At 73.3% G+C, this 25,165-nt stretch carries 22 protein-coding genes, 1 tRNA gene and 1 pseudogene; 18 read left to right on the top strand and 6 right to left on the bottom strand.

Going from position 1 to position 25,165, the window contains the following annotated elements; translation table 11 throughout:
- Positions 1 to 2: 2 nt before the first annotated feature.
- Positions 3 to 590, bottom strand: a complete 588-nt coding sequence (locus ACZ4M3_RS25380; protein ID WP_467736283.1) for a 5-formyltetrahydrofolate cyclo-ligase — start codon at positions 588 to 590, stop codon at positions 3 to 5.
- 140 nt (positions 591 to 730) lie between these two features.
- On the opposite strand from ACZ4M3_RS25380, the gene galU reads away from it, so the two are divergent.
- The 7 genes from galU (at position 731) to ACZ4M3_RS25415 (ending at position 6,124) form a co-directional block, all read left to right on the top strand.
- Positions 731 to 1,633 carry a UTP--glucose-1-phosphate uridylyltransferase GalU gene (gene galU, locus ACZ4M3_RS25385; protein WP_467736285.1) on the top strand — a complete coding sequence of 301 codons (903 nt, stop codon included), beginning with the start codon at positions 731 to 733 and terminating at the stop codon, positions 1,631 to 1,633.
- A gap of 4 nt (positions 1,634 to 1,637) precedes the next feature.
- Positions 1,638 to 2,975, top strand: coding sequence for a molybdotransferase-like divisome protein Glp (gene glp / locus ACZ4M3_RS25390; RefSeq protein WP_467736287.1), 1,338 nt, complete (start codon positions 1,638 to 1,640; stop codon positions 2,973 to 2,975).
- A gap of 74 nt (positions 2,976 to 3,049) precedes the next feature.
- A complete protein-coding gene (gene moaC / locus ACZ4M3_RS25395) occupies positions 3,050 to 3,562 on the top strand; it encodes a cyclic pyranopterin monophosphate synthase MoaC (RefSeq protein ID WP_467736289.1) in 513 nt (170 codons plus the stop codon).
- 47 nt (positions 3,563 to 3,609) lie between these two features.
- Entirely contained in the window at positions 3,610 to 4,167 is a 558-nt protein-coding gene (locus tag ACZ4M3_RS25400) for a MogA/MoaB family molybdenum cofactor biosynthesis protein (RefSeq protein ID WP_467736548.1), read from the top strand.
- 17 nt (positions 4,168 to 4,184) lie between these two features.
- Positions 4,185 to 4,796: a GNAT family N-acetyltransferase gene (locus ACZ4M3_RS25405; RefSeq protein WP_453355431.1), complete on the top strand. Its 612-nt coding sequence runs from the start codon at positions 4,185 to 4,187 to the stop codon at positions 4,794 to 4,796.
- A gap of 150 nt (positions 4,797 to 4,946) precedes the next feature.
- Positions 4,947 to 5,972, top strand: a complete 1,026-nt coding sequence (gene sepX, locus ACZ4M3_RS25410) for a divisome protein SepX/GlpR (RefSeq protein WP_467736292.1) — start codon at positions 4,947 to 4,949, stop codon at positions 5,970 to 5,972.
- Positions 5,973 to 6,050: 78 nt separating this feature from the next.
- Positions 6,051 to 6,124 (top strand) — tRNA-Ala (locus tag ACZ4M3_RS25415).
- 90 nt (positions 6,125 to 6,214) lie between these two features.
- Here the strand turns inward: ACZ4M3_RS25415 and ACZ4M3_RS25420 are convergent.
- Entirely contained in the window at positions 6,215 to 6,709 is a 495-nt protein-coding gene (locus ACZ4M3_RS25420; protein WP_467736294.1) for a GNAT family N-acetyltransferase, read from the bottom strand.
- A gap of 38 nt (positions 6,710 to 6,747) precedes the next feature.
- On the opposite strand from ACZ4M3_RS25420, the gene ACZ4M3_RS25425 reads away from it, so the two are divergent.
- Positions 6,748 to 7,551 (top strand): exodeoxyribonuclease III, encoded by an 804-nt coding sequence (locus ACZ4M3_RS25425; RefSeq protein WP_467736296.1) that lies wholly within the window; start codon positions 6,748 to 6,750, stop codon positions 7,549 to 7,551.
- On the opposite strand, the gene ACZ4M3_RS25430 is transcribed toward ACZ4M3_RS25425, so the two are convergent.
- Positions 7,533 to 8,204, bottom strand: a complete 672-nt coding sequence (locus tag ACZ4M3_RS25430) for a MerR family transcriptional regulator (protein ID WP_467736298.1) — start codon at positions 8,202 to 8,204, stop codon at positions 7,533 to 7,535. The genes ACZ4M3_RS25425 and ACZ4M3_RS25430 overlap by 19 nt on opposite strands.
- Before the next feature lie 161 nt (positions 8,205 to 8,365).
- Between ACZ4M3_RS25430 and ACZ4M3_RS25435 the strand changes: the two genes are divergently transcribed.
- The 3 genes from ACZ4M3_RS25435 to ACZ4M3_RS25445 are packed head-to-tail and all read left to right on the top strand — an operon-like array spanning position 8,366 to position 11,798.
- Positions 8,366 to 9,970 carry a flavin-containing monooxygenase gene (locus ACZ4M3_RS25435; RefSeq protein ID WP_467736550.1) on the top strand — a complete coding sequence of 535 codons (1,605 nt, stop codon included), beginning with the start codon at positions 8,366 to 8,368 and terminating at the stop codon, positions 9,968 to 9,970.
- Positions 9,967 to 10,908: an alpha/beta fold hydrolase gene (locus ACZ4M3_RS25440; RefSeq protein ID WP_467736300.1), complete on the top strand. Its 942-nt coding sequence runs from the start codon at positions 9,967 to 9,969 to the stop codon at positions 10,906 to 10,908. Before ACZ4M3_RS25435 ends, ACZ4M3_RS25440 begins: the two co-directional genes overlap by 4 nt.
- Complete coding sequence (locus ACZ4M3_RS25445; protein WP_467736302.1) at positions 10,905 to 11,798, top strand: SDR family oxidoreductase; 894 nt, start codon at positions 10,905 to 10,907, stop codon at positions 11,796 to 11,798. Before ACZ4M3_RS25440 ends, ACZ4M3_RS25445 begins: the two co-directional genes overlap by 4 nt.
- A gap of 58 nt (positions 11,799 to 11,856) precedes the next feature.
- Here the strand turns inward: ACZ4M3_RS25445 and ACZ4M3_RS25450 are convergent, their stop codons facing one another.
- The gene (locus ACZ4M3_RS25450; protein ID WP_467736304.1) at positions 11,857 to 15,147 is read right to left on the bottom strand and encodes a S41 family peptidase; all 3,291 of its coding nucleotides are present in this window, start codon (positions 15,145 to 15,147) and stop codon (positions 11,857 to 11,859) included.
- A 151-nt stretch (positions 15,148 to 15,298) separates the two neighbouring features.
- On the opposite strand from ACZ4M3_RS25450, the gene ACZ4M3_RS25455 reads away from it, so the two are divergent.
- Together ACZ4M3_RS25455 and ACZ4M3_RS25460 are read left to right on the top strand one after the other, a co-directional pair.
- Entirely contained in the window at positions 15,299 to 15,889 is a 591-nt protein-coding gene (locus ACZ4M3_RS25455) for a TetR/AcrR family transcriptional regulator (protein ID WP_453355315.1), read from the top strand.
- Between the two features lie 139 nt (positions 15,890 to 16,028).
- Positions 16,029 to 18,221 (top strand): MMPL family transporter, encoded by a 2,193-nt coding sequence (locus ACZ4M3_RS25460; RefSeq protein WP_467736306.1) that lies wholly within the window; start codon positions 16,029 to 16,031, stop codon positions 18,219 to 18,221.
- A gap of 81 nt (positions 18,222 to 18,302) precedes the next feature.
- Here ACZ4M3_RS25460 and ACZ4M3_RS25465 read toward each other — a convergent pair whose 3' ends face one another.
- The gene (locus ACZ4M3_RS25465; RefSeq protein ID WP_467736308.1) at positions 18,303 to 18,689 is read right to left on the bottom strand and encodes an SsgA family sporulation/cell division regulator; all 387 of its coding nucleotides are present in this window, start codon (positions 18,687 to 18,689) and stop codon (positions 18,303 to 18,305) included.
- A gap of 181 nt (positions 18,690 to 18,870) precedes the next feature.
- Here ACZ4M3_RS25465 and ACZ4M3_RS25470 point away from each other — a divergent pair, with 181 nt between their 5' ends.
- From ACZ4M3_RS25470 to ACZ4M3_RS25490, 5 genes and pseudogenes are all read left to right on the top strand, one after another.
- Positions 18,871 to 19,929 carry an energy-coupling factor ABC transporter permease gene (locus ACZ4M3_RS25470; RefSeq protein ID WP_467736310.1) on the top strand — a complete coding sequence of 353 codons (1,059 nt, stop codon included), beginning with the start codon at positions 18,871 to 18,873 and terminating at the stop codon, positions 19,927 to 19,929.
- Between the two features lies 1 nt (position 19,930).
- Positions 19,931 to 20,692: a cobalt ECF transporter T component CbiQ gene (cbiQ, locus tag ACZ4M3_RS25475; protein ID WP_467736312.1), complete on the top strand. Its 762-nt coding sequence runs from the start codon at positions 19,931 to 19,933 to the stop codon at positions 20,690 to 20,692.
- Complete coding sequence (locus ACZ4M3_RS25480; protein WP_467736314.1) at positions 20,680 to 21,486, top strand: energy-coupling factor ABC transporter ATP-binding protein; 807 nt, start codon at positions 20,680 to 20,682, stop codon at positions 21,484 to 21,486. The genes cbiQ and ACZ4M3_RS25480 overlap by 13 nt, the downstream gene beginning before the upstream one ends.
- Positions 21,487 to 21,514: 28 nt before the next feature.
- On the top strand, positions 21,515 to 22,684 hold the full coding sequence (locus tag ACZ4M3_RS25485) for a serine hydrolase domain-containing protein (RefSeq protein WP_467736316.1): 1,170 nt from the start codon (positions 21,515 to 21,517) through the stop codon (positions 22,682 to 22,684).
- A 45-nt stretch (positions 22,685 to 22,729) separates the two neighbouring features.
- Positions 22,730 to 23,057 (top strand): annotated as a pseudogene (locus tag ACZ4M3_RS25490) (PIN domain-containing protein).
- Between the two features lie 304 nt (positions 23,058 to 23,361).
- Here ACZ4M3_RS25490 and ACZ4M3_RS25495 read toward each other — a convergent pair.
- A complete protein-coding gene (locus ACZ4M3_RS25495; protein WP_467736318.1) occupies positions 23,362 to 24,999 on the bottom strand; it encodes a penicillin-binding transpeptidase domain-containing protein in 1,638 nt (545 codons plus the stop codon).
- Between the last annotated feature and the right edge of the window lie 166 nt (positions 25,000 to 25,165).

The following is a 25,165-nucleotide window of genomic DNA, read 5'->3' on the forward strand; positions in this document are numbered from 1 at the left end:
GCTCAGAAGCGGACCACCCCCGACGGGGTGGCCACCGCCTTGACGGGGTGGTCGTGCGGTTCCTCCGGGACCCGCGCGACCACCTCTTCGTCGTACAGGAGCACCACCAGCGCGGGATGCGCCCCGGCGCGCTCCAGCCGGGCCAGCACCCTGTCGTACGAGCCGCCGCCGCGGCCGAGCCGCATCCCGCGCGCGTCGACCGCCAGGCCCGGCAGCAGGACGGCGTCCGCCCCGGTCACCGCGTCCGGGCCGAGGGCCGGCCCGGAGGGCTCCAGCAGGGCCATCTTTCCCGCGTGCGCCCGCTCGGTGAGGCCGTCCGGGCCCTCGTACACGGCCCAGTCGAGGTCGTCGTCCGGCAGCAGCAGCGGCAGCAGGACCCGCTTCCCGGCGGCCCGCAGCGCGTCGAGCAGTTCGCGGGTGCCGGGTTCCGTGCCGACGGAGACGTACGCCGCGACCGTTGCCGCTCCGGCCAGTTCGGGCAGTCCCGAGGCGGACCGGGCGAGCGCGCGGGCCGACGTGCGGCGGGACTCGGGGGACCGGGCGCGGCGGGCCGCGAGCAGCTCGCGGCGCAGGGCCGCCTTCTCGGCCACGCGGGCCGCCCGCCCGCCGGACGGGTCTGACTGGTTGCCTACCACAGCTGAATCAGATTTCCTTCCTAAACGGCACAGACCGGGAGCTTCTCCCCGGAATCTGACCTGGCGTTTCTGCGTAACCCACTATCGTTCTGCGCATGAATCAGTTGCACCCCGTGATCAAGAAGGCCGTCATCCCGGCCGCGGGCCTCGGTACTCGCTTCCTTCCGGCGACCAAGGCGACCCCGAAGGAAATGCTTCCGGTCGTGGACAAGCCCGCCATCCAATACGTGGTCGAAGAGGCCGTCTCGGCGGGGCTCGACGACGTACTCATGATCACAGGACGTAACAAGCGCGCCCTCGAAGACCACTTCGACCGCAACTACGAGCTGGAGTCCGCCCTCATCGCCAAGGGCGACGACGACCGGCTCAAGAAGGTCCAGGAGTCCAGCGACCTGGCCACCATGCACTACGTCCGCCAGGGCGACCCGCGCGGCCTCGGGCACGCCGTGCTCTGCGCCGAGCCGCACGTCGGCGACGAGCCCTTCGCCGTCCTCCTCGGCGACGACCTCATCGACCCCCGCGACCCGCTGCTGCGCCAGATGGTCGACGTCCACGGCCGCACCGGCGGCACCGTCATCGCGCTGATGGAGGTCGACCCGGCGAGCGTGCACCTCTACGGCTGCGCCGCCGTCGAGCCGACCGACGAGACGGACGTCGTGCGGGTCACCGGACTCGTCGAGAAGCCGGAGCCGGCGGACGCCCCCAGCAACTACGCGGTCATCGGCCGCTATGTCCTCAACCCCGCGATCTTCGGCATACTGCGGGAGACCGAGCCGGGCCGCGGCAACGAGATCCAGCTGACCGACGCCCTGCAGAAGCTTGCCGCCGACGAGAGCGTGGGCGGCCCGGTGCACGGCGTGGTCTTCCGGGGCCGCCGCTACGACACCGGGGACCGCGGTGACTACCTGCGGGCGATCGTCCGGCTCGCGTGCGAGCGGGAGGACCTGGGCCCCGAGTTCCGTACCTGGCTTCACCGTTACGTCACGGAGGAGATGTAGCACCTTGAGCAGTCCCGACGCACCGCAGGACACCGGCCCGCACCGGCTGTGGTCGGTGGACGAGCACCTCGCGGACGTCCTCGCCGCCGTCCGGCCGCTGGAGCCCATCGAGCTCCAGCTGCTCGACGCCCAGGGCTGCGTCCTGGTCGAGGACGTCACCGTGCCCGTCGCCCTGCCGCCCTTCGACAACAGCTCCATGGACGGCTACGCCGTCCGGGTGGCCGACGTCCAGGGCGCGAGCGAGGAGTACCCGGCGGTGCTGACGGTGATCGGGGACGTCGCGGCGGGCAGCGGTGAGCTGCCCACCGTGGGACCCGGCCAGGCTGCCCGGATCATGACCGGCGCCCCGCTGCCCCCCGGCGCGGAGGCCGTCGTACCGGTCGAGTGGACCGACGGCGGCACGGGGGGCGGCGCGGCCTCGGGGATGACCCCGGCCAGCGCCGCGCCCGAGGGCGCGGGCGGCGAGGTACGGGTGCACCGGGCCGCCGAGGCCCGGGCGCACGTCCGCGCGCGCGGCAGCGACGTACAGGCCGGTGACCTGGCGCTGGCCGCCGGTACGGTGCTCGGCCCGCCGCAGATCGCGCTGCTGGCCGCCATCGGGCGGGGCAGCGTCCGGGTCCGGCCCCGGCCCCGGGTGGTCGTCCTGTCCACCGGCAGCGAACTCGTCCAGCCGGGGGAAGCGCTGACCGCCGGGGCGATCTACGACTCCAACAGCTTCGCCCTGGCCGCCGCCGCGCGGGACGCCGGGGCCATCGCCTACCGGGTCGGCGCCGTCGCCGACGACGCGGAGACGCTGCGCGCAACCATCGAGGACCAGTTGGTCCGGGCCGACCTGCTGGTCACCACGGGCGGGGTCAGCGTCGGCGCGTACGACGTGGTCAAGGAGGCGCTGACGGCGGTCGCCACGGGCTCCGACGAGGTGGCCGGCACCGGGATCGACTTCCGCAAGCTGGCCATGCAGCCGGGCAAGCCGCAGGGCTTCGGCACCATCGGCCCCGACCACACCCCGCTGCTGGCGCTGCCCGGCAACCCGGTGTCGTCCTACGTCTCCTTCGAGCTGTTCGTGCGCCCCGCGATCCGGGCGCTGATGGGCCTGCCCGACGTCAGCCGCCCTGCCGTACGGGCGGTGCTCAAGGCGGACCGGGCGATCGGCTCCCCCGCCGGCCGCCGCCAGTTCCTGCGCGGCGCGTACGACGCGCAGAGCGGGACGGTCAGCCCGGTCGGCGGATCGGGGTCCCACCTGATCGCGGCCCTGGCGCACGCCGACTCGCTGATGGTGGTACCGGAGGACGTCACCAGGGTGGAGCCGGGGGACGGGCTGGAAGTGGTCCTGCTCGGCTGAGGACCGGCCGGTGCGGGTAGCGTGTTGCACCACACAGGCCCTTGCGGGGCCCGGAGCGGGAGCGGCACGAACCTATGGCAGCGTTTTCCCCGGGGGAGCCCCCCCGGCCCCCTCAGCACAGCAGGCTGACCCACATCGACGAGGCCGGGGCGGCCCGGATGGTCGACGTCTCGGGCAAGGACGTCACCACCCGGACGGCCCGGGCCAGCGGGCGGGTCCTCGTCTCCCCCCGGGTGATCGAGCTGCTGCGGGGCGAGGGCGTACCGAAGGGCGACGCCCTCGCCACCGCGCGGATCGCCGGGATCATGGGGGCGAAGAAGACCCCCGACCTGATCCCGCTCTGCCACCCGCTGGCCGTCTCCGGGGTGAAGGTCGACCTGTCGGTCGCCGATGACGCCGTGGAGATCCTGGCCACCGTCAAGACGACCGACCGCACCGGCGTGGAGATGGAGGCGCTGACCGCGGTCGCCGTCGCCGGGCTCACCGTCATCGACATGGTCAAGGCCGTCGACAAGGGCGCGGTCATCACGGACGTCCGGGTGGAGGAGAAGACCGGCGGCAAGTCCGGCGACTGGAGCCGATCGTGAACCCCCCGCGCGGCGGAGAGGCGTTCAGCCACAGCCACGTCCCGCCGGTGCGGGGGGAGGCCTGGGCGGCCGAGCCGGCCGCCGGGGAGCCGGTACGCGCCCTGCGCGCGCTGGTGGTCACCGCTTCCAACCGCGCCTCGGCGGGCGTGTACGCCGACAAGGGCGGCCCGCTGCTGGCGGAGGGGCTCGGCCGGCTCGGGTTCGCCGTGGACGGGCCGCGCGTGGTGCCGGACGGCGATCCCGTCGAGGAGGCGCTGCGCGAGGGCGTGGCCGCCGGGTACGACGTCATCCTGACCACCGGCGGCACCGGTATCTCGCCGACCGACCGCACCCCCGAGGCCACCGCGCGGGTCCTGGACCGCGAGGTGCCCGGCATCCCGCAGGCGATCCGCGCCGAGGGCCTGGCGAAGGTACCGACGGCCGCGCTGTCCCGGGGCCTGGCGGGCGTGGCGGGCCGCACCCTGATCGTGAACCTGCCGGGCTCGACGGGCGGGGTGCGCGACGGCCTCGCGGTGCTGGACCGGATCCTGCTGCACGCCGTCGACCAGATCCGGGGCGGAGATCATCGCACGCCCCCGGGCAGACCTTCCGGGAGCGCGAGCTGAACGGCCCTGCCTGGCCCGTGGTGCTGACGGACGGTGACGTCACGCTCAGGCCGATAAAGCTGCGCGACCAGCGCGCGTGGCGCGAGGTCAACCGGCGCAACCGCGACTGGCTGCGGCCGTGGGAGGCCACGATCCCGCCGCCCGCGCCGTGGGGGCCGGTGATCCACCGGCCGACGTACCGTCAGATGGTCAGGCACTTGCGGGCGGAGGCGAACGCGGGGCGGATGCTGCCGTTCGTCATCGAATACCAGGGGCGGCTGGTCGGTCAGTTGACGGTCGCCGGGATCACCTGGGGCTCGATGTGCGCGGGTCACGTGGGCTACTGGGTGGACCGTGACGTCGCGGGGCGCGGGGTGATGCCGACGGCGGTCGCGCTGGCCGTGGACCACTGCTTCGCCAAGGTCGGGCTGCACCGGATCGAGGTGTGCATCCGGCCGGAGAACGGGCCGAGCCGCCGGGTGGTGGAGAAGCTCGGGTTCCGCGAGGAGGGGCTGCGGCCGCGCTACCTCCACATCGACGGGGCCTGGCGCGACCACCTCGTCTTCGCGCTCACGGCGGAGGAGGTGCCGGAAGGGCTGCTGCGCCGCTGGCACCGGCGTTCCCAGGGTCCGCAGGGGCTGCCGAAATAGCGAAATCGCAAAAGCGTTCGAATTTCTGGCCGATTCGCCCATAAGCTGATCCGGAGAATCACAAAAAAAGTCCGTGATATCAGCGAGATCGCGCGACACACCGGCTCAATTGGCCGATCCCCGCGGCCGCATCCCTCTACGGTGTGGGGTGTGAGCAGCAGCGGCCTCATCTACGCAGTCATCGTCGGGGCCTGGGCCGCCTACTTGGTGCCCATGTGGCTCCGGAGGCAGGACGAGCTGAACGAAGCCCGTCCGACGGAACGCTTCTCCACTGCCATCCGGCTGCTTTCCGGCCGGGCGGGAATGGAGCGCCGTTACGCCAAGGGACTGCGTGAGCGCGGTGCCGAAGAGGTGGAATCCCAGCCCCACGCGGACCCGGACGCGGCGACCGAAACGGTGAATTCCGTGGACGCCGACGCCCGGGCTTTCGTCGTGCCCCCGACCAGGGCGGAACCGAGGTCGGCCGGCGCGCAGCGGGCGGAGCGGGCACGGCGCGAGCAGCGCCTCCAGGTCCTCGCCCGCCGCAGGCGCACCACCGCGCTGCTCTTCCTGATCTTCACCCTGGGTGCGGTCGTCGCCGCGGTCGGCGGCCTGCGCTTCCTGTGGGCCCCGGCCGTCCCCGCGCTGCTGCTCAGCGCCTACATCGTGCACCTGCGGGTGCAGGAGCGGCGCCGCTACGAGTTCACCATGGACCGCCGGCGCGCGGAGGCGGCCGCCCGGCGGCTGCGCGAACACCACTCGCGCCGCCGGGAGTCCGAGGCGCAGGCCGGAGTCGAACCGGACCCCGCACCGCCGGTGTCCCCGCAGGAGGCCGGGCGGCGCGCGGTGGTGGAGCAGACCGACCACGCCGAGTGGGTGGACCAGCAGCGCGAGCGCGAGCGGGGCCCGGCGCGCGGCGACAGCTGGGAGCCGGTCCCGGTCCCGCTGCCGACGTACGTGACGGCCCCGGTCGCGCCCCGCGCCACCGGCCCGGCCGCCCCGGACGCCTGGAGCGCGGCCCGCTCCAGCACCGCGGAGCCGACGGAACCCCGGCTGCGCGCCCAGCCGGGGCCCCCCAAGGCCGCGGCGGAACCGAAGCAGCCGGCCACCCCGCGCCCCCGCGGCCGCGACCGCGGACGCACCCCGCTCTTCGACCAGTACGAGGGTGAGTCCCGCCCGCGCGCCGCGAACGAGTGATCGGTGACCTGCGCGGACGCTCCCGAGAACCGGTTTTGGAGCACCAGCGCGGGGATGCTAATGTTTCACACGTCGCAAGGGCCTGTGGCGCAGTCTGGTAGCGCACCTCGTTCGCATCGAGGGGGTCTGGGGTTCAAATCCCCACAGGTCCACAAACGACAGTTCACGGGTTGCTCCCGAGAGCGTCATGAGATCCCGCCCGGTCGTGAGACCGGGCGGGATCTTCTGTTTGTACCGGGCGCTCAGGCCGTCAGGGACTTGGCCATGCAGATGCTGGACTCGTAGGCGCGGTAGTAGCCGAACTTGGGGCAGGGCGAGTATCCCGACGAGCCGTAGAGGGCTATCGCCTCCGGCTGTTGGTCGCCCGTTTCGAGGACCATGCGCAGGCGGCCCGCCGTGCGGGCGTCGGCTTCGAGGAGGGCGAGTATGCGGCGGGCCAGCCCCAGACCGCGGGCCTCGGGGACGACGTACATGCGCTTGAGCTCCGCGTCGCCGTCGCGGTAGCCCTCCGGGCTCTCGTCCCGGGCGCGCCAGCCGCCGCTCGCGACCGGGACCTCCGCTGTGTCGTACGCCACGAAGTAGAGGCCGTTCGGCGGGGCGAACATCGCCGGGTCGAGGACGGTGGCGTCGCCCTCGCCCTGGTAACGGGCCTGGTATTCGAGCTGGACCTGGTCGTTGAGCTTGAGCGCGTCCGGGTGGTCGAACGGCACCGTGCGGAGGGTTATCCCGTGAGACATCGGAACATCGTACGGAACGCTCCCGCTATCGTGCGGGGATGCTCACCGTGACCACCGTGAATGTGAATGGGATCCGCGCCGCCGCGAAGAAGGGCTTCGTCGAGTGGCTCGCCGGATCCGACGCCGACGTCGTGTGCCTCCAGGAGGTACGGGCCGAGGAGGGGCAGATTCCGGTGGAGGCGCGGGAGCCCGAGGGCTGGCACACCGTGTTCGCCCCGGCCGCCGCGAAGGGGCGGGCCGGGGTCGCGCTCTACACGCGCCGGGCGCCGGAGCGGGTGCAGATCGGCTTCGGGAGCGCCGAGTTCGACGGCTCCGGCCGGTACGTCGAGGTGGACCTGCCCGGGGTGACCGTGGCGAGCCTGTACCTGCCGTCCGGGGAGGCCGGGACCGAGAAGCAGGACGAGAAGTACCGGTTCATGGAGGAGTTCATCGCCCACCTCGCCGAGCTCAAGGTGCGGGCCGCGGCCGACGGGCGCGAGGTCGTGGTCTGCGGCGACTGGAACATCTGCCACCAGGAAGCCGACCTCAAGAACTGGAAGACCAACCGCAAGAACGCCGGGTTCCTGCCCGAGGAGCGGGAGTGGCTCGGCAAGGTGTACCGGGAGGCGGGCTACGTCGACGTGGTGCGGGTGCTGCACCCGGACACCGACGGGCCGTACTCCTGGTGGTCCTACCGCGGCCGGGCCTTCGACAACGACGCCGGCTGGCGCATCGACCTCCAGGTCGCCACTCCCGGGCTGGCCGGGCGGGCCGTGAAGGCGTGGGTGGAGCGGGCCGAAACGCACCCCGAGCGGTGGTCCGACCACGCCCCCGTGACGGTCGTCTACGAGCTGGGCTCCTGACCGCCGGAGGCCAGCAGGCGGTCCATCGCCATGGTGAGCTCCGCCTCGACCACGCTCTTCGCGAGCGGGCGCAGCCGGGGCAGGGCGTCGTCCGCCAGGTGCGCGGAGATCAGCTCGGTGAAGAGGGCCGCCATCGCGTCGGCGTGCTCGCGCACCCGGCGTCCCGTCTCCAGCACCGCGGCCAGCGGAACGCCCTCGCGGACCAGCGCCGAGGAGACCTCCAGGAGCCGGCGGCTGACGTGCACGATCTCGTCGCCGGCTACGGCGAGGTAGCCGAGGTCCAGGGAGGCCGCCAGGTTCTCCGGGGTGACCTCCCCCTCGAAGTAGTCGGCCAGCGCCTCCGGCGTCAGGCGGACGGGGGTCTCCTCCGACCAGCCGATGCCGAGCAGTTCGCCGAGCTGGCCGACGTCGCGGCCGTTCTCGAAGGCGGCCGTCAGCTCGGCGATCCCGCCGAGGGTGTGCCCGCGCTCCAGGAGGGCGGCGATGGTGCGCAGCCGGGCGAGGTGGTGCTCGTCGTACCAGGCGATCCGGCCCGCGCGCCGGGGCGGCGGCAGCAGCTTGCGCTCGCGGTAGAAGCGCAGGGTGCGCACCGGGATGCCGGCCGCCTCGGCCAGCTCCTCCGTACGGTATTCGCGTGTCTTTTCTTCCGCCACATGCGCAGCGTAGGGCGTACCCGCAGTAACTTTCCCGGCGCGACCCCTACCCATGGGTACGGGGCTGCTCTACTCTCCCGATTGTGCCAGTGATTGCTGGCAGTGTTCGGTGACGGTGCGGCTGGGACTGTGGAAGCGGAAGGCGGGCGGGCATGAGCGGCATGGACGGGCGCGAACACGTGCGGGTGGCGGTGATCGGCTCCGGGTTCGGCGGACTGGGCGCGGCGGTGCGGCTGCGGCGCGAGGGGATCACCGACTTCGTCGTACTGGAACGGGCCGACTCCGTCGGCGGGACGTGGCGCGACAACAGCTACCCCGGGTGCGCGTGCGACGTTCCCTCGCACCTCTACTCGTTCTCCTTCGCGCCGAACCCCGACTGGCCCCGGACCTTCTCCGGGCAGCCCGCCATCCGCGCCTACCTGGAACACGTCGCCGACACCTTCGGGCTGCGCCCGCACATCCGGCTGCGGTCCGAGGTGCGGATGATGCGCTGGGACGCCGACGAGCTGCGCTGGGAGATCGAGACCTCCGCCGGTGAACTGACCGCGGACGTGGTGGTGTCGGCGACCGGGCCGCTGTCGGACCCGAAGATGCCCGAGATCCCGGGGCTGGCCGAGTTCCCGGGCAAGGTCTTCCACTCCGCCCGCTGGGACCACGACTACGACCTGCGCGGCAAGCGCGTGGCGGTGATCGGCACCGGCGCCTCGGCCATCCAGATCGTCCCCGCCATCGCCCCCGACGTGGAGCGGCTCACGCTCTTCCAGCGCACCCCGCCGTGGGTGATGCCGCGTACGGACCGGGCGATCTCCACCGCCGAGCGCTGGCTGCACCGGCAGCTGCCGGTCACCCGGGCGGCGCGGCGCGGGCTGCTGTGGGGGATCCGCGAGCTCCAGGTCAGCGCCTTCACCAAGCGGCCGAACCAGCTCGGGCTGATCGAGTCGCTGGCCAAGGCCAACATGGCGCGCTCGATCAAGGACCCGGAGCTGCGGGCCAAGCTGACCCCCTCCTACCGGATCGGCTGCAAGCGGATCCTGCTGTCCAGCGAGTACTACCCGGCGCTCGCCCGGCCCAACGTGGACCTGGTCGCCTCGGGGCTGACGGAGATCCGCGGGAGCACGCTGGTGGCGGCGGACGGGACCGAGACCGAGGTGGACGCCGTCATCTTCGGCACGGGCTTCCACGTCACGGACATGCCGATCGCCGACCGGGTGGTGGGTGCCGGGGGCGAGACGCTCGCGGACGCGTGGAAGGACGGCATGCAGGCCCTGCGCGGGGCGACGGCGGCCGGCTTCCCCAACTGGATGACGATCATCGGACCCAACACCGGGCTCGGCAACAGCTCGATGATCCTGATGATCGAGTCGCAGCTCAACTACATGGCGGACTACCTGCGCCAGCTGAACGTGCTCGGCGGCCGGGCCGCCCTCGCCGCCCGGCCCTCGGCGGTGGGCGCGTGGAACCGGCACGTCCAGGACCGGATGAAGCGGACGGTGTGGAACACCGGCGGCTGCACCAGCTGGTACCTGGACGCGAGCGGCCGCAACACCACCGTCTGGCCGGGCACCACGGGCGAGTTCCGGCGCGAGACGCGCGCGGTCGACCTCGCGGAGTACGAGGTCGTCCGCGTCCGGGACCGGAAGCGGCGGCCCGTCACGGCCGGCGCGGCGCTCCCGGCGCCCGCGGCAGCCGGAGCCCCGGCCGGAGCCCCGGCCGCCGCCGAAGTCACGGCCGCCGCGCCGGCCGGCGTCGAGGAGGGCGCGGCATGAGGCGCCCGGCGTACGTCACCTCCGGCCCGTACGCGCCCCCGGCGGCCCGGCGCGAGCTGGTCGCCGTCTCCGCCGACGGGGCCCGGCTGCACGTCGAGGTCCACGGCGACGAGGACGCGCCGCCCGTGGTCCTGTCCCACGGCTGGACCTGCTCCACCGCGTTCTGGGCCGCCCAGATACGCGACCTGGCCCAGGACCACCGGGTCATCGCCTACGACCAGCGCGGGCACGGCCGCAGCCCCGCCGGGCGGTGGTACACCACCGGCGCGCTGGCCGACGACCTCGTCGCGGTCCTGGCGGCCACCCTCGCCCCCGGGGAGCGGGCGGTCGTCGCGGGCCACTCCATGGGGGGCATGACGATCATGGCCGCCGCCGGGCGGCCGGGGTTCGCCGAGCACGTCGCGGCCGCCCTGCTGTGCAGTACCGGCAGCGCGCGGCTGGTGGCGGAGGCGCTGGTCCTGCCGGTGCGCGCCGGGCGCGCGCGGACCCGTATCACCGGCGCGATCCTCGGATCCCGCGCCCCCCTCGGGCCCGTCACGCCGGTGGGCAAACGGGTCCTCAGGTACGCGACCATGGGCCCCGGTGCCACGCCGGAGCAGGTCGAGGCCTGCGCCCGCATCGTGCACGGCTGTCCCACGGGCGTCCGGTACGCCTGGTCGCAGGTGCTCGCCGGGCTGGACCTGGAGGCGAACCTGGCCGCACTGACCGTGCCCACGGCCGTCATCGGCGGCACCGAAGACCGCCTGACCCCGATCGCGCACGCCCGCGCCCTGGCGGCGGCGCTGCCGGACTGCGCCGGCCTCACCGAGCTGCCCGGCAGGGGTCACATGACCCCGATCGAGGCGCCGGAGGCCGTCACCCGCGTGGTACGCGAGCTGGCCGCCCGGCTCCCGGCCCCCCACCGACCCGTCACCACCCCGAAGGAGAAGACGCCGTGAGCGCTCGCAGGAGTCTGGAAGGCCAGGTCGCCGTCGTCACCGGCGCCGCCCGCGGGGTCGGCGAGCTGCTGGCCCGCAAGCTGTCCGCGCGCGGCGCGAAGGTCGCCCTGGTCGGGCTGGAGCCGGAGGCCCTCAAGGAGGTCTCCGAGCGGCTGCACACCGAGAGCGACCACTGGCACGCCGACGTCACCGACCACGAGGCCATGGCCCGCGTCGCGCAGGAGGTCAAGCAGCGCTTCGGCAAGGTGGACGTCGTCGTCGCGAACGCGGGCGTGGCCGCGGGCGGGCCGTTCACCGACTCCGACCCCGACGCCTGGCGCCGGGTGATCGAGGTGAACCTGATCGGCGGGGCCGTGACCGCCCGCGCCTTCCTGCCCGTACTGACCGAGAGCCGCGGGTACTTCCTCCAGATCGCCTCCCTCGCGGCGATCACCCCGGCGCCGATGATGACGGCGTACTGCGCCTCCAAGTCCGGGGTCGAGGCGTTCGCGCACTGCCTGCGCGCCGAGGTCGGCTACAAGGGCGTCAAGGTGGGCGTCGGCTACCTCTCCTGGACCGACACCGACATGGTGCGCGGCGCCGACCAGGACGAGGTCATGCGGGAGCTGCGCGGGCGGCTGCCCTGGCCGGCGAACCGCACCTACCCGCTCGGCCCGGCCGTCGACCGGATCGTGGCCGGCATCGAGCGGCGCTCCCCGCACGTGTACGCGCAGTGGTGGCTGCGGGGCATGCAGGGCGTACGGGGCTACCTGCCGGCGGTCATAGCCGCCGGCGGGCAGCGGGAGATGCGCCGCTTCGAGCCGCGGCTGGCCGGTGTCCCGCGCGGGCTGGTGGGCGCCGGGGGCGCCGCCGACGAGAAGGAGCGGGCGGCGGGCACGCGGCGCGGCTGACGGTGCGGGGCGCGGGGCGCGGCCCGTCGCGGCGGGTCGCGCCCCGCACCCGTACGCCCTACCTCGGCGGCAGCTTCGGGCGGCGCAGGTCCGGGACGTCCTCGTAGCCGGGGGGAACGGCGGCGGGGTCCTGCTCCAGCAGCTCCAGCGCCAGGTGAACGGCGTCGTCCAGCTGCGCGTACCGTCCCTCCGCCCAGTCGAGCGGGGTGCGCAGGATCGCCAGGTCCGGTTCCACGCCGTGGTTCTCCACCGACCAGCCGTACTCCGGGAACCACGCCGCGTTCATCGGGACCGTGATCACCGTCCCGTCGCCCAGGGTGTGCCGGCCGGTCATCCCGACCACCCCGCCCCAGGTGCGCTGGCCGACGACCGGCCCGAGCCCCAGCAGCTTGATCGCCGCCGTGATCATGTCCCCGTCCGAGGAGGTCGCCTCGTCGGCCAGCGCCACGATGGGCCCCCGGGGCGCGTTGGAGGCGTACGACACCGGCTCCGCGTTCCGCGTGAGGTCCCAGCCGAGGATGGAGCGGGTCAGCTTCTCCACCACCAGCTCGCTGATGTGGCCGCCCGCGTTGCCGCGGACGTCCACGATCAGCGCGGGCCGGGACATCTCCATCCGCAAGTCGCGGTTGAACTGGGCCCAGCCCGAACCGCCCATGTCGGGGATGTGCAGGTAGCCGCATTTGCCGCCGCTGAGCTCCCGGACCACCGCCCGCCGTTTGGAGACCCAGTCCTGGTAGCGCAGCGGCCGTTCGTCGACGAGGGGGACGACCGCGACCCGGCGGGCCGGGCCCTCGCCCTCGGCCGGCTCGAAGGTCAGCTCCACCGTGGTGCCGCCCGCCGCCGACAGCAGCGGGTACGGCCCCGCCACCGGATCGACCGGGCGGCCGTCGACGTGGGTGAGGACCGCGCCCTCGCGGATGCCGGTCCCGGCGAGCGGGGAGCGGGCCTTGGAGTCCGAGGACTCGCCGGGCAGGATCCGCGAGACGGTCCAGGCCCCGTCGCGCGGGACGAGGTTGGCGCCGAGCAGGCCGATGGCCCGCTGGTAGTGCGGGGGGCCCTCGTTGCGGCGCGCGGGGGACACGTACGCGTGCGAGGTGCCGAGTTCGCCGAGCACCTCGCGCATCAGGTCCGCGAACTCGTCGGGGGAGGCGACCCGTTCGACCAGGGGGCGGTACTGGCGCAGCACCCCGTCCCAGTCGATGCCGCACATGCCCGGTTCCCAGAAGTAGGCCCGGATCAGCCGTCCCGCCTCGTCGAAGGCCTGGCGCCACTCGGCGGCCGGATCGACCTCGTGCAGGATGCGCCGCAGGTCCAGGTAGACGGTGGAGTCGCTGTCGCCCGACTCGGTGGCCGGGACCGCCCGCAGGTCGCCGTCGTCGTTGACGACCAGCCGGGTGCCGTCGCCGCTGACCGCGAACCAGTCCAGCCCGGAGGCCAGTTCGGTCTTGCGCGCCTTGGTGATGTCGAAGTACTCCAGCGTCGGCTTGCCCGTCATGTCCGCCGGGTTGGCGAAGGTCTCGCCGAGCGCGCCCGAGATCGGCCAGCGCAGCCAGACCAGTCCGCCGCCGTGCACCGGGAAGAGTGCGGAGTACTTCGACGCCGACACCGGGAAGGGCGTCACCCGGCTCTCCAGCCCCTCGACCTCCACCGTCACCGCGCCGTCGCCCTCGCCGGACTCGCCCTCCACCGGGTCCAGTCCGCCGGCGGCGGGCCGGCCGTCGGGGGTGAACGCGAACGGCGAGGGGGTGGCCGAGGACAGCGGCACCAGGTACGGGCGGCAGCCCAGCGGGAAGGACAGGTCGCCGGTGTGCACGTCGTACACCGGGTCGAAGCCGCGCCAGGACAGGAAGGCGAGGTAGCGGCCGTCCCGGGTGAAGACCGGGTTCTCGTCCTCGAACCGGCCGTTGGTGACGTCGACGACCTGGTGCGGGCCGGGGCCGGAGATCCGCGCCATCTTGATCTGGCGCAACGAACGCCCGATGCCGGGGTGCGACCAGGTCAGCCAGCAGCCGTCGGGGGAGAACGCCAGGTCGTTGACGGGCCCGTTGGTGGACCGGATCAGCTCGGTGACCTCCCCGTCGGACTCCTCGGTGGCGTCGATGAGGAGCAGCCGTCCGTCGTTGGAGGCGATGGCGAGGCGCTCGCCGTCCGGGTCGGACAGCAGTTCCAGGACGCGGCCGAGCTTGCCGGAGGCCAGCCGGCGCGGCTGTCGCGGCCCGGAGGCGCGGGGCAGGTACGCGATCTCGATGGCGTCCTCGCCCTCGGCGTCCGTCACGTAGGCGACCTGCCCGGCGCCGCCGAGCATCTCGGGCAGCCGCACCCGTACGCCCGGGGTGTCGGCGATGGTGCGGGCCGGGCCGTCGCGGTGGGTGAGCCAGTACAGGCTGCCGCGTACGACGACCGCGCTGGCCCGGCCGGTCGTGTCGACGGAGAGCGAGTCGACGTGGCTGGCGGCCGGGACCTGGTACGTACGCCGTCCCGCGCGCGGGCCCCCGAGGCGGACGTCGAGCTTGCGCGGGGAGCTGTCGGCGGCCAGGGAGTCGACGAGCCACAGGTCGCCCGCGCACTGGTAGACGACCCGGGCGCCGTCGCTGGAGGCGTGCCGGGCGTAGAACTCCTCGTGGTCGGTGTGCCGCCGCAGGCCGGTCCCGTCGGGCAGGCAGGAGTACAGGTTGCCGATCCCCTCGTGGTCGGAGAGGAAGGCGATCCGGCCGTCCACGAACATGGGGGAGTCGAGGTGGCCTTCGAGGTCCTCCAGCAGCCGGGTGCCGTGCAGCCAGAGCCGGCCGGTCGCGCCGCCCCGGTAGCGCTTCCAGGCCGCCGGCTCGTGCGGCGGCTTGCCGGTGAGCAGGAGGGTGCGCCGCTCGGGGGAGCCGTTCCCGTTGGGGACGTCCTGGACCGCGATGTCGGACACCGGGCCCCAGGGGAGCCGGCCGCCGGGGCTGCCGTCGGTGGGCAGGCAATAGGCCCACGAGTAGTAGGAGAAGGGCTGGCCGTGCGAGGAGACGGCGAGGACGTCGCTGCGGCCGTCCTTGTCCGGCGGGGTCCAGCCGCACACGCGGGTGTCGGTGGAGCCCCAGTAGCTCAGTCTGCGGGCGGGGCCGCCGTCGACCGGGGCGAGGTGGATCTCGGGGTCGAGGCTGCGCCAGGTGGTGAAGGCGATGTGGCGCCCGTCGGGGGAGAAGCGCGGGTGCCCGACCCGCGTCCGGTCGACGGTGATGCGCCAGGCCCGGCCGGCGGCCGCGCCGGTCGGGACGAGCGGCGCCACCCAGAGGTCGTCCTCGGTGGCGAAGCACAGGAGCTCGTCGTGCAGGTGCGGATATCGGAGGTACGCGCCGTCGTGACTCACCCCCCAATGCTTTCCGCGCGGAGGGGCCCTGGCAACTCGTACAGGTGATCCATGCCACTGCGCCAGCGAAACGGAACGGTTTCGTTTCGCTCGGAGCGGGGGTATGGTCTGATGAGTACGAAACGGTTTCGTTCGGATGGGAGGCGCGGAGATGAGCGAAGAGGTCTCGTCGCGGCGTACCCGGATCAGTCCCGAACGGGAAGCCGAACTCCACGGGGCGGTCCTCGACCTCCTGCGCGAGGTCGGCTACGAGGCGTTGACCATGGACGCGGTCGCCGCCCGTACGAAGTCCAGCAAGGCGACCCTCTACCGCCAGTGGGGGAGCAAGCCGGAGCTGGTCGCGAAGGCCCTGCGGTGCACCCAGCCGGTCTCCCTCCGGGAGATCGACACCGGCAGCCTGCGCGGGGACTTCGCCCTCATGGTCGAACACTCCGACGACGCGCAGATGGCCAAGGACACCGCCCTGATGAGGGGCCTGGCCCACGCCGTCCACGAGAGCCCGGAGCTCCACCAGGCGCTGCGGGACCTGCTGGTGGACCCCGAGATCAACGGCCTGCAGGTGATGCTGCGGCGCGCGGTGGACCGGGGGGAGATCTCCCCGGACTGTCCGGCGCTCGATTTCGTACCGCACATGCTCATCGGGGCGTTCATCGCGCTCCCGCTGATCGAGGACCGCTCGGTGGACCGGGCTTTCCTCGGCCGCTTCATCGACGCCGTGGTGTTCCCCGCCCTCGGCGTCTGACTCCTCCGCCCGCCCTCCCCGGGGCGGGTCCGCTGCTCCTGACACGCCGCTCTCGTCGTCGGGCCGGCTCTCCATGCCCTCGGGGGGCGCCGCGAGGCGCCCCCACCCATCCCACGACCCGAACGGGAGAACCACAGACGTGGCCACCTTCCTTTACCGACTCGGCAGGGGCGCCTTCCGGCGCCGCCGCTTCGTCGCCCTCGTCTGGGTGGCACTGCTGTTCGCCGCCGGCTTCGGCGCGGCGTCGGCGTCCGCCCCCACCTCAGGCTCGTTCTCCATACCCGGCACGGAGGCCCAGAAGGCCTTCGACCTGCTGGAGCAGCGCTTCCCGGGCATGACCGCCAACGGCGCGACGGCCCGCATCGTCATCAAGGCACCGGACGGCGCGAAGGTCACCGACCCGGCTCCCAAGGCCGAGGTGGAGAAGATCGTCTCCGGCCTCAAGGGCGGCGCCGGCGCCGCCCAGATCGCCTCGGTCGACGACCCGTTCCAGTCCAAGGCGATCAGCAAGGACTCCCGTACCGCCTACATCAGCGCCAAGTACAAGGTCAGCGGCATGGAGCTGACCGACGCCACCCGCGACTCGCTCAAGGAGTCCGGCAAGGACGCCCAGGCCGCCGGGCTGACCGTCGAGATCGGCGGTGACGCGCTGATGACGGCGCCCGAGACCGGCTCCGGCGAGGTCATCGGCATCCTGATCGCGGCCGTCGTCCTGGTCATCACCTTCGGCTCGCTGATCGCGGCCGGGCTGCCGCTGCTGACCGCGCTGATCGGCGTGGGCATCGGCGTCTCCTCGATCACGGCGCTCGCCAACGTGCTGGACCTCGGCTCCACCACCTCCACCCTCGCGATGATGATCGGCCTGGCCGTCGGCATCGACTACGCCCTCTTCATCGTCTCCCGTTACCGCGCCGAGCTCGCCGAGGGACGCGAGCGCGACGAGGCCGCGGGGCGGGCCGCCGGAACCGCCGGCTCCGCCGTGGTGTTCGCCGGTCTGACCGTGGTCATCGCCCTGGTGGGCCTGGCCGTCGTCAACATCCCGATGCTGACGAAGATGGGCTTCGCGGCCGCCGGCACCGTCGTCATCGCGGTGCTCGTCGCCCTCACCCTGGTCCCCGCCATCCTCGGCTTCGCCGGCAAGAAGGTCCTGCCGGCCGGTACCAAGAGCAAGCTGTTCGGCAAGGGCAAGCCGGTCGGCGCCGAACCCAAGGCCAACGGCGGCACCCGCTGGGCCCGCTTCGTGCTGCGCCGCCCGGTCATGGTGCTGCTGGCCGGTGTGATCGGCCTCGGCGCGATCGCCATCCCGGCGGGCAAGCTGGAGATGGGCCTGCCGGACGACGGCGCCCAGCCGGTCTCCACCACCCAGCGCCGGGCGTACGACCTGCTGTCCGACGGCTTCGGCCCGGGCTTCAACGGGCCGCTGATGGTGGTCGTGGACGGCGACAAGGCGCTCGCGGACAAGACGGTCGACCGGATCAAGGGTCTGGACGGGGTGGCCGTGGTCACCCCGCCGATGCCGAACAAGGCGGGTGACGCGGCGATCATCAACGTGATCCCCAAGGACCGCCCGTCCTCCACCGAGACCGAGAAGCTGGTCCACACCATCCGCGACGGCAGCGGCGACGACGTCCTCGTCACCGGCGCGACCGCGATGAACATCGACTTCTCGCAGAAGATGAACGACGCGCTGGTGCCCTACCTGGCCCTCGTCGTCGGCCTCGCCTTCCTGCTGCTGATGCTGGTGTTCCGCTCGATCCTGGTCCCGCTGAAGGCGGCCCTCGGCTTCCTGCTGTCGGTCGTCGCGGCGCTCGGCGCGGTCGTCGCGGTCTTCCAGTGGGGCTGGCTGGGTTCGCTCTTCGGGGTGGAGCAGACCGGTCCGATCATGTCGATGATGCCGATCTTCATGGTGGGCGTCGTCTTCGGCCTGGCGATGGACTACGAGGTCTTCCTGGTCACCCGGATGCGTGAGGCGTACGTCCACGGTGAGCGCCCGGGGCAGGCCGTGGTGACCGGCTTCCAGTACAGCGCGCGGGTGGTGGTGGCCGCCGCCGTCATCATGATCGCGGTGTTCTCGGGCTTCATCGGGGCCAGCGAGCAGATGGTCAAGATGATCGGCTTCGGTCTGGCCGTCGCCGTCTTCTTCGACGCCTTCGTGGTCCGCATGGCCATCGTCCCGGCGGTGCTGGCGCTGCTCGGGCACAAGGCCTGGTGGCTGCCGAAGTGGCTCGACCGGATCCTGCCGAACGTGGACGTGGAGGGCGAGAGCCTGCGCAAGCACCTCGGGGAGTCCGCGCAGGGTCCGGACAAGGACCGGGAGCTGGTCGACGCCTGACCCTGCTCCGCACGGGTGAACGACCGGCCCCGCACCGCCTGATCGCCAGGTGGTGCGGGGCCGGTTCCGTTCGTGGCCGCGTCAGCGGGCGGCGGCGAACGTACGGCGCAGGAAGCGGCGCAGGGCGGCGCTGTCGAACTGGACGACGGCCACGCCCTCGGGCGCGTGGAACTCGACGATGACCTGCACCCGCCCGCAGGGCCAGACGCGTACGTCGCCGGTGCCGGTCGGGGCCAGCAGGCCCGCTTCCAGCAGGGCGCGGGGGAAGACCCACTCGTTGTCGGTGCCTTCGGGGGAGACCCCGGCGGGGAACACGATCCGGACGGCGAGCGGCTCGTCGGGGGCGAACCGCAGCGCCGCCGGGACGGTGCGGTAGAGCGGATCGTCGCTGATCACGCGGGCGCGGACCCGTTCCTCGACTGCGGTCGTGGTGGCGGTCGCGTGGGGATTCTCGGCGGTGGCTGACATCTCCAAGACTCCTCCATATCGGGACATATAGGTCCTTGTTCCCCCCAGCCTCGCACATTCCCACGAATCTGCTCGCTGCTACTTGTGCTGTGAGCGCTCTTGCCAACGGTTTGCAACTGGGCATTACTCTTGAACGGCTAAAGAGTGTTGCGAGTCAACCGCAGGAAGCGGAGCGAAACCCATGCACGTGCCCGACGGCTTCATCGATGCCCCCGTCTCCGTAGCCGCAGGTGTCGCAGCCGCCGCAGCGGTGGCCGTCAGCCTCCGCGGCGCACGCCGGGAGCTGGAGGAGAAGGCCGCGCCGCTCGCCGGACTGGTGGCGGCCTTCATCTTCGCCGTGCAGATGCTGAACTTCCCCGTCGCCGCCGGCACCAGCGGACACCTGCTCGGCGGCGCCCTCGCCGCGATACTCGTCGGCCCCTACACCGGCGTGCTGTGCGTGTCCGTGGTGCTGCTCATGCAGGGCGTGCTGTTCGCCGACGGCGGCCTGACCGCCCTCGGCGTCAACATCATGAACATGGCCGTCGTCACCGTCGTCGTCGCCTACGCGGTGTTCCGCGGCCTGGTGCGGGTGCTGCCCAGGACCCGGCGCTCGGTCACCGCCGCCGCGTTCACCGGCGCCCTGCTGTCCGTGCCCGCCGCCGCGGTCATGTTCACCCTGCTCTACGCCCTGGGCGGCACCACCGACGTACCGCTCGGCAAGGTGTTCACCGCCATGGTCGGCGTCCACGTCCTCATCGGCATCGGCGAGGCCGTCATCACCGCCGCGACGGTGGGCGCGGTGCTCGCCGTACGCCCCGACCTGGTGCACGGCGCGCGCGGGCTGAGCACGCCGCTCAAGCTGCGCGTCGGCGGCGAACTGGTCGACGCCCCCGCCGCGGCGGCGCCCGTCGCCGGGCCCCGCTCCACCAAGCCCGTGTGGATCACCGGCCTGGTCACCGCCCTCGTGCTCGCCGGCTTCGTCTCCTACTACGCCTCCGCCAGCCCGGACGGCCTGGAGAAGGTCGCCGCCGACAAGGGCATCGACCGGAAGGTGGAGGAGCACGCCGCCGCGGGCTCCCCGCTCGCCGACTACAGCGTCAAGGACGTCACCGACACCCGCCTCTCCGGCGGCCTCGCGGGCGTCATCGGCGTCGGCGCGACCGTCGTCGTCGGCACCGGGATCTTCTGGACCGTGCGCCGCCGCCGCGCCGAGGACCTGACGGCCGCCTCCGCCCCGACCAGCTCCGCCACCGGCTGACATGGGCGCCGGGCACACCCACAAGCTCTACCGCCACGGGCACTCGGCGGTGCACGCGCTGCCGCCGCAGTGCAAACTCGCCGCGGCCTTCACCTTCGTGGTGGTCGTCGTCTCCACACCGCGCGAGGCCGTGTGGGCGTTCGCGCTCTACGCCGTCCTCATCGCCGCGGTCGCGGCCGCCGCCCGGATCCCCGCCGGTTTCCTGCTGCGGAGGCTGCTGATCGAGGTCCCGTTCGTGGCCTTCGCCGTCCTCATGCCCTTCGTGGCCGAGGGCGAGCGGGTCGAGGTGCTCGGCGTGTCGATGAGCGTCTCGGGCCTCTGGGGCGCCTGGAACGTACTGGCCAAGGGGACCCTGGGGGTGGCCGCCTCCGTGCTGCTCGCGTCGACGACCGAACTGCGGGCGCTGCTCCTCGGCATGGAGCGGCTGAAACTGCCGCCGCTGCTGGTCCAGATCGCCACCTTCATGATCCGCTACGGCGACGTGATCACCGGTGAGCTGCGCCGGATGTCCATCGCCCGGCGCTCGCGCGGCTTCGAGGCGCGCGGCATCCGGCACTGGGGGGTGCTGGCGAAGACCGCCGGCTCCCTCTTCATCCGCTCCTACGAGCGCGGCGAGCGGGTCCATCTCGCGATGATCAGCCGCGGCTACGCCGGTTCGATGCCGGCGATCGACGACATCTCGGCCTCGCGCGCCCAGTGGGCGTACGCGGCCGCACTCCCGGTGACGGCACTCGCCGTCTGTCTGATGGGATGGACGCTGTGACGACGGATGCTGTGACGACGGACGCCGTGACCACCGACGCACCCTCGCTGGAAGTCTCCGGCCTCGCCTACGCCTACCCCGACGGGCACCAGGCCCTCTTCGGCGTCGACCTGACCGTCGGGCGCGGTGAACGGGTGGCACTGCTCGGGCCCAACGGCGCGGGCAAGACCACCCTCGTGCTCCACCTCAACGGCATCCTCGGCGGTGGCGTCGGCGCGGTGACCGTGGCCGGGCTGCCCGTGGAGAAGCGGAACTTCGCCGAGGTCCGGCGCCGGGTCGGGATCGTCTTCCAGGACCCCGACGACCAGCTGTTCATGCCGACCGTGCGCGAGGACGTGGCCTTCGGTCCGGCGGCGGCGGGGATGCGCGGCGCGGAACTCCAGGCGCGGGTCACGGACGCGCTGGAGCAGGTCGGCATGGCCGCCTTCGCCGACCGGCCGCCGCACCACCTCTCGTTCGGGCAGCGCCGCCGGGTGGCGGTGGCGACCGTACTGGCGATGCGGCCGGAGATCCTCGTACTGGACGAGCCCTCCTCCAACCTCGACCCGGCGTCGCGCCGGGAGCTGGCGGACATCCTGCGCTCGCTGGACGTGACGGTGCTGATGGTGACGCACGACCTGCCGTACGCGCTGGAGCTGTGCCCGCGCGCGGTGGTCCTCAGCGAGGGGGTCATCGCGGCCGACGGACGCACGCAGGACCTGCTGTGCGACGAGGAGCTGATGCGCGCGCACCGGCTGGAGCTGCCGTTCGGCTTCGACCCGCGGTCGGTGACGCTGCCCGTGGTCCCGGCATAAGCGCCCTGGGCCGGTTGTTGGACCGCTCGTGAACATCCAGGGTGAGGTGGCGGAGGGCTTCGAGCCCGTCCGCGCGGCTTTCGTACGCAACTTCGAGGTGCTCGGGGACCGGGGCGCGGCCGTAGCGGTCTACCGGGACGGGCGCCGGGTCGTCGACCTGTGGGCCGGGACGAAGGACGCGGAAGGAAGCGACCCCTGGCGGGAGGGGACCGCGCAGGTCGTGCGGTCCGCGACCAAGGGCGTGGCGGCGGCGGTGCCGCTGCTGCTGCACCAGCGGGGACTGCTGGACCTGGACGCGCCGGTCGGGGCGTACTGGCCGGAGTTCAAGGCGGGCGGCAAGGACCGCGCGCTGGTCCGGGACCTGCTCGCCCACCGGGCCGGGGTACCGGCCCTGGACCGGCCGCTGAGCCCGGCCGAGGCCGTCGACGGGGTCTCTGGGGCGCGGGCGGTCGCCGGGCAGCGGGCGTTCTGGGAGCCGGGCACGGAACACGGCTACCACGCGCAGACGTACAGCTGGCTGCTGGCGGAGCTGGTGCTGCGGGTGACCGGGGAGTCGATCGGGGCCTGGCTGGCGCGGGAGGTCACGGGCCCGCTGGGGCTGGACTTCTGGATCGGCCTGCCGGAAGCGGAGGCGGCGGCCGGCCGGGTGGGACGGGTGGCGGCCGTGGCGGCGCCGGAGTCGGCGGGGGCGCTGCGGACCCGGCCGCGCAGGAACGTTTCGGCAGCGTACGCCGACCCGGATTCGCTGACCCGGCGCGCCTTCGCGGCGATCGACCCGCTGCCGGACGAGAACGCCCCCGAGTACCGGGCGGGCGAGCTGCCCGCCTCGGCGGGGATCGGGACGGCGCGGGCGCTGGCCGGGTTCTACGCGGCGCTGCTCGGGGACACCGAGGACGGCACCCGGCTGTTCAGCCCGGCGACGGCGGCGCTGGCGTCCCGCGAGCTGTCGGCGGGCCCGGACCGGGTGCTGGTGGTGAACACCCGCTTCGGACCGGGGTACATGCTGCACGGCCCGGCCTCGCCGCTGCTGTCCCCGGCGTCGTTCGGCCACCCGGGGCGGGGCGGCTCGCTGGGGTTCGCGGACCCGGAGGCGGGCGTCGGCTTCGGCTACGTCACGAACGCCCTGGCCAAGTCGGTCACGGCCGACCCCCGCGCCCAGTCCCTCCTCCACGCCCTCCGCGCGTCGCTCGCCTCCTGACGTCCCCTGTACCGCTCGGGCCCGGCGGGACGCCGCTGAGGCCGACTGAGCGGGCCGAGCGGGCGCGGGTTGATCCACCGCGCGCACGCCGAGGCCGGCTGGTCCCGTACTACGCGCCGGCGTGCGCCCCCGTCGAAGCCGACCGGGCCCGCCCCGGTACCGCTGAGCGCCTGGTCGCACGGCCCGGCATCACGGTGCTCGACCCGGACGCGCCCGCCGCTCTCGCTGTGGCCCGGCAGCAGACCTGGGCGGCTGCCCGCACCCAGCACTCGGCCCAGCCACGGCCGACCGGCCGGACGGGGCGCTCGTGCCCACGACGTCGCCGAAGCGCTGGGAGGGGCACCCGGTTCGGGTCCCCGACCTCGGCCCATGACCCTGGTCCGCCGCACGACGACGAGGCGGACCAAAGCGCCAGGGGCGGCGCGTAGCCGGTCCACGCCCGCAGTACGGCCCGGGCAGCCGCGCTCGCCGCCGCTTTCGGTGCCGGGAAGACCCGGTGGGGCCGGCATGCGACGGTCTGTCGGGCCGCCACCCGGCGGCCTCGGCGGGTGCTCCGCCCGACGGCCGCCGGACGGAGTTCGGCGCAGCGGCCCGAAGCCCGGGAGGCCCGCCAGGGCCGAGCGGTGCGAGGGGCGCGTCGAGAAGGAGTGGGGCGCGTCGAGAAGGAGTGGGGCGCGTCAAGAGGAAACGCTGCGGAGCACCGCCGCGACGACGGGGCCCGCGGCGTCCGCGCCGTGGCCGCCCGATTCGACCATGGCGGCCGCCGCCACGTCGTCGCTGAAGCCGGTGAACCAGCTGTCCGGGCTGACGCCGTCCACCTCCGCCGAGCCGGTCTTGGCGCCCTTGTCGCCGCCGACCGAGGACATCACCCCCGCGGCCGTCCCGCTCGACGCCGTCAGCCGCATCATCGACACCAGCTGCTGCCGCACCGACGGCTTCATGCCGCGCGCCGCCGCCGCGACCGGCCGGCCGTCCAGCTCCGCCGGGACCAGCAGCGGCTGGCGGAACTGTCCGCTGCGCGCCGTGGCCGTCAGGGACGCGACGTTCAGCGGGTTCATGGTGATGTTGCCCTGCCCGATGTACTCGGCCGCCGCCTCCGCGCCCGTGGCGGCCGGGACCTTGCCGTCGACCGACTTGACGCCCGTCTTCCAGTCCAGGCCGATGCCGAAGACCTCCTTGGCCTCCGTCGCCAGCGCCGCGTCGTCCTTGACGTCGTCGATCTGCTTGATGAAGGCGGTGTTGCAGGACTTGGCGAAGCTGGTCGCGAAGGTCGCGCCGGGCAGCGCGAAGTCGTTCAGGTTGTGGAAGGCGCGCCCGCCCCAGACCGCTTCCTTGACGCACTCCGACGGCCGGTCGGCCGCCGCCTTGCCCCGGTCGAGCAGCATCTCCGCCGTCACGATCTTCATCGTCGAGCCCGGGGCGCGGGCGCCCTGCATGGCCGCGTTGAAGCCGTCCTTGCGGTTGTTCGCCACTGCCAGGACGTGTCCGGTGCTCGGCTGGACGGCGACCACCGAGGACTCCGGGTAGCGTGCGACGGCCTGCTCCGCCGCCGCCTGCACCCGCGCGTCCAGGTACGTCGTGAGCGTGGCCGGCTCGCCCTCCGCCAGGGTCAGCAGGGTCCGCTTCGGCGCGCTCGCGACGGCCGGCTCGATCCACAGCTCCGCGCCGGGCTTGCCGCCCGCCTTCGCGCCGTACGTCTGGCGCAACTCGGCGAGGACCGGGCCCAGCGAGGGGTACTTCTCCGCCGTCAGCTCCGCGCCGGTGTGGTCCACGGCCTTGACCGGCGGGCTCGCGGGCGCCCCGGCACGCAGCCGTTCGCCCTTCTGGAGCTGCGGGTGCAGCACCGAGGGCTGCCAGTCGACCAGCGGCTTCCCGGTGGTGACGCCGCGTACGACGGTCAGCCGGGAGTCGTAGGCGAGGGGCTTGGTGGTGCCCTCGTACGTGACCTCCGCCTCGACCTTGAACGGCACGGTCGCGCCGTTCGGCGTGCCGGGGGTGATCACGGCCTTGGACACGTACGCCTTGGCCTTGAAGTCCGCGACCGCGCCCTGCGCTTCCTGCGCGTTGTTCGTCAGGTCGGCGGCCGCGCGCTCGTCGCCCGCCGCCCAGGCGGCGAGGAAGTCCTTCGCGGTCTGCGCCGTTTCCTTCTCGGTCGGTGGCCCGCTGGCCTTGGCGGCCGTGACCCCCGTCGCCCCGCCGCCCCCGCCGCCCCCGCCGCCGTCCTCCCCGACCAGCGTGTACACGCCGTACCCGCCACCGCCGATCAGCGCGAGGAACACCCCGCCGACGATGGCACCCTTCGCCGCCCCGTTCACTTGCGTCCCCTCCCCGGGCCACAGTCCCTGAACATGTTCAAGAACTCTTGGTGTGGACCTTACGCGGCGCGACGCCGCACGCGACACGTCGTTACCGGACCGGAACGTCCCGTGGCCGGTTCCCGCCCTCCTGCGAAAGGTCCGGCGCGACGACCGCGCCGGACCC

Source organism: Streptomyces sp. NPDC026522, from assembly GCF_055567555.1.

What these genes read in the sequence shown, in the direction of transcription:
- galU (WP_467736285.1), top strand. Translation starts at nt 731, where the DNA reads ATGAATCAGTTGCACCCCGTGATCAAGAAGGCCGTCATCCCGGCCGCG.
- moaC (WP_467736289.1), top strand. Translation starts at nt 3,050, where the DNA reads ATGGCAGCGTTTTCCCCGGGGGAGCCCCCCCGGCCCCCTCAGCACAGC.
- ACZ4M3_RS25420 (WP_467736294.1), bottom strand. Translation starts at nt 6,709, where the DNA reads ATGTCTCACGGGATAACCCTCCGCACGGTGCCGTTCGACCACCCGGAC.
- ACZ4M3_RS25425 (WP_467736296.1), top strand. Translation starts at nt 6,748, where the DNA reads ATGCTCACCGTGACCACCGTGAATGTGAATGGGATCCGCGCCGCCGCG.
- ACZ4M3_RS25435 (WP_467736550.1), top strand. Translation starts at nt 8,366, where the DNA reads ATGGACGGGCGCGAACACGTGCGGGTGGCGGTGATCGGCTCCGGGTTC.
- ACZ4M3_RS25440 (WP_467736300.1), top strand. Translation starts at nt 9,967, where the DNA reads ATGAGGCGCCCGGCGTACGTCACCTCCGGCCCGTACGCGCCCCCGGCG.
- ACZ4M3_RS25455 (WP_453355315.1), top strand. Translation starts at nt 15,299, where the DNA reads ATGAGCGAAGAGGTCTCGTCGCGGCGTACCCGGATCAGTCCCGAACGG.
- ACZ4M3_RS25465 (WP_467736308.1), bottom strand. Translation starts at nt 18,689, where the DNA reads ATGTCAGCCACCGCCGAGAATCCCCACGCGACCGCCACCACGACCGCA.
- ACZ4M3_RS25470 (WP_467736310.1), top strand. Translation starts at nt 18,871, where the DNA reads ATGCACGTGCCCGACGGCTTCATCGATGCCCCCGTCTCCGTAGCCGCA.
- cbiQ (WP_467736312.1), top strand. Translation starts at nt 19,931, where the DNA reads ATGGGCGCCGGGCACACCCACAAGCTCTACCGCCACGGGCACTCGGCG.
- ACZ4M3_RS25480 (WP_467736314.1), top strand. Translation starts at nt 20,680, where the DNA reads ATGGACGCTGTGACGACGGATGCTGTGACGACGGACGCCGTGACCACC.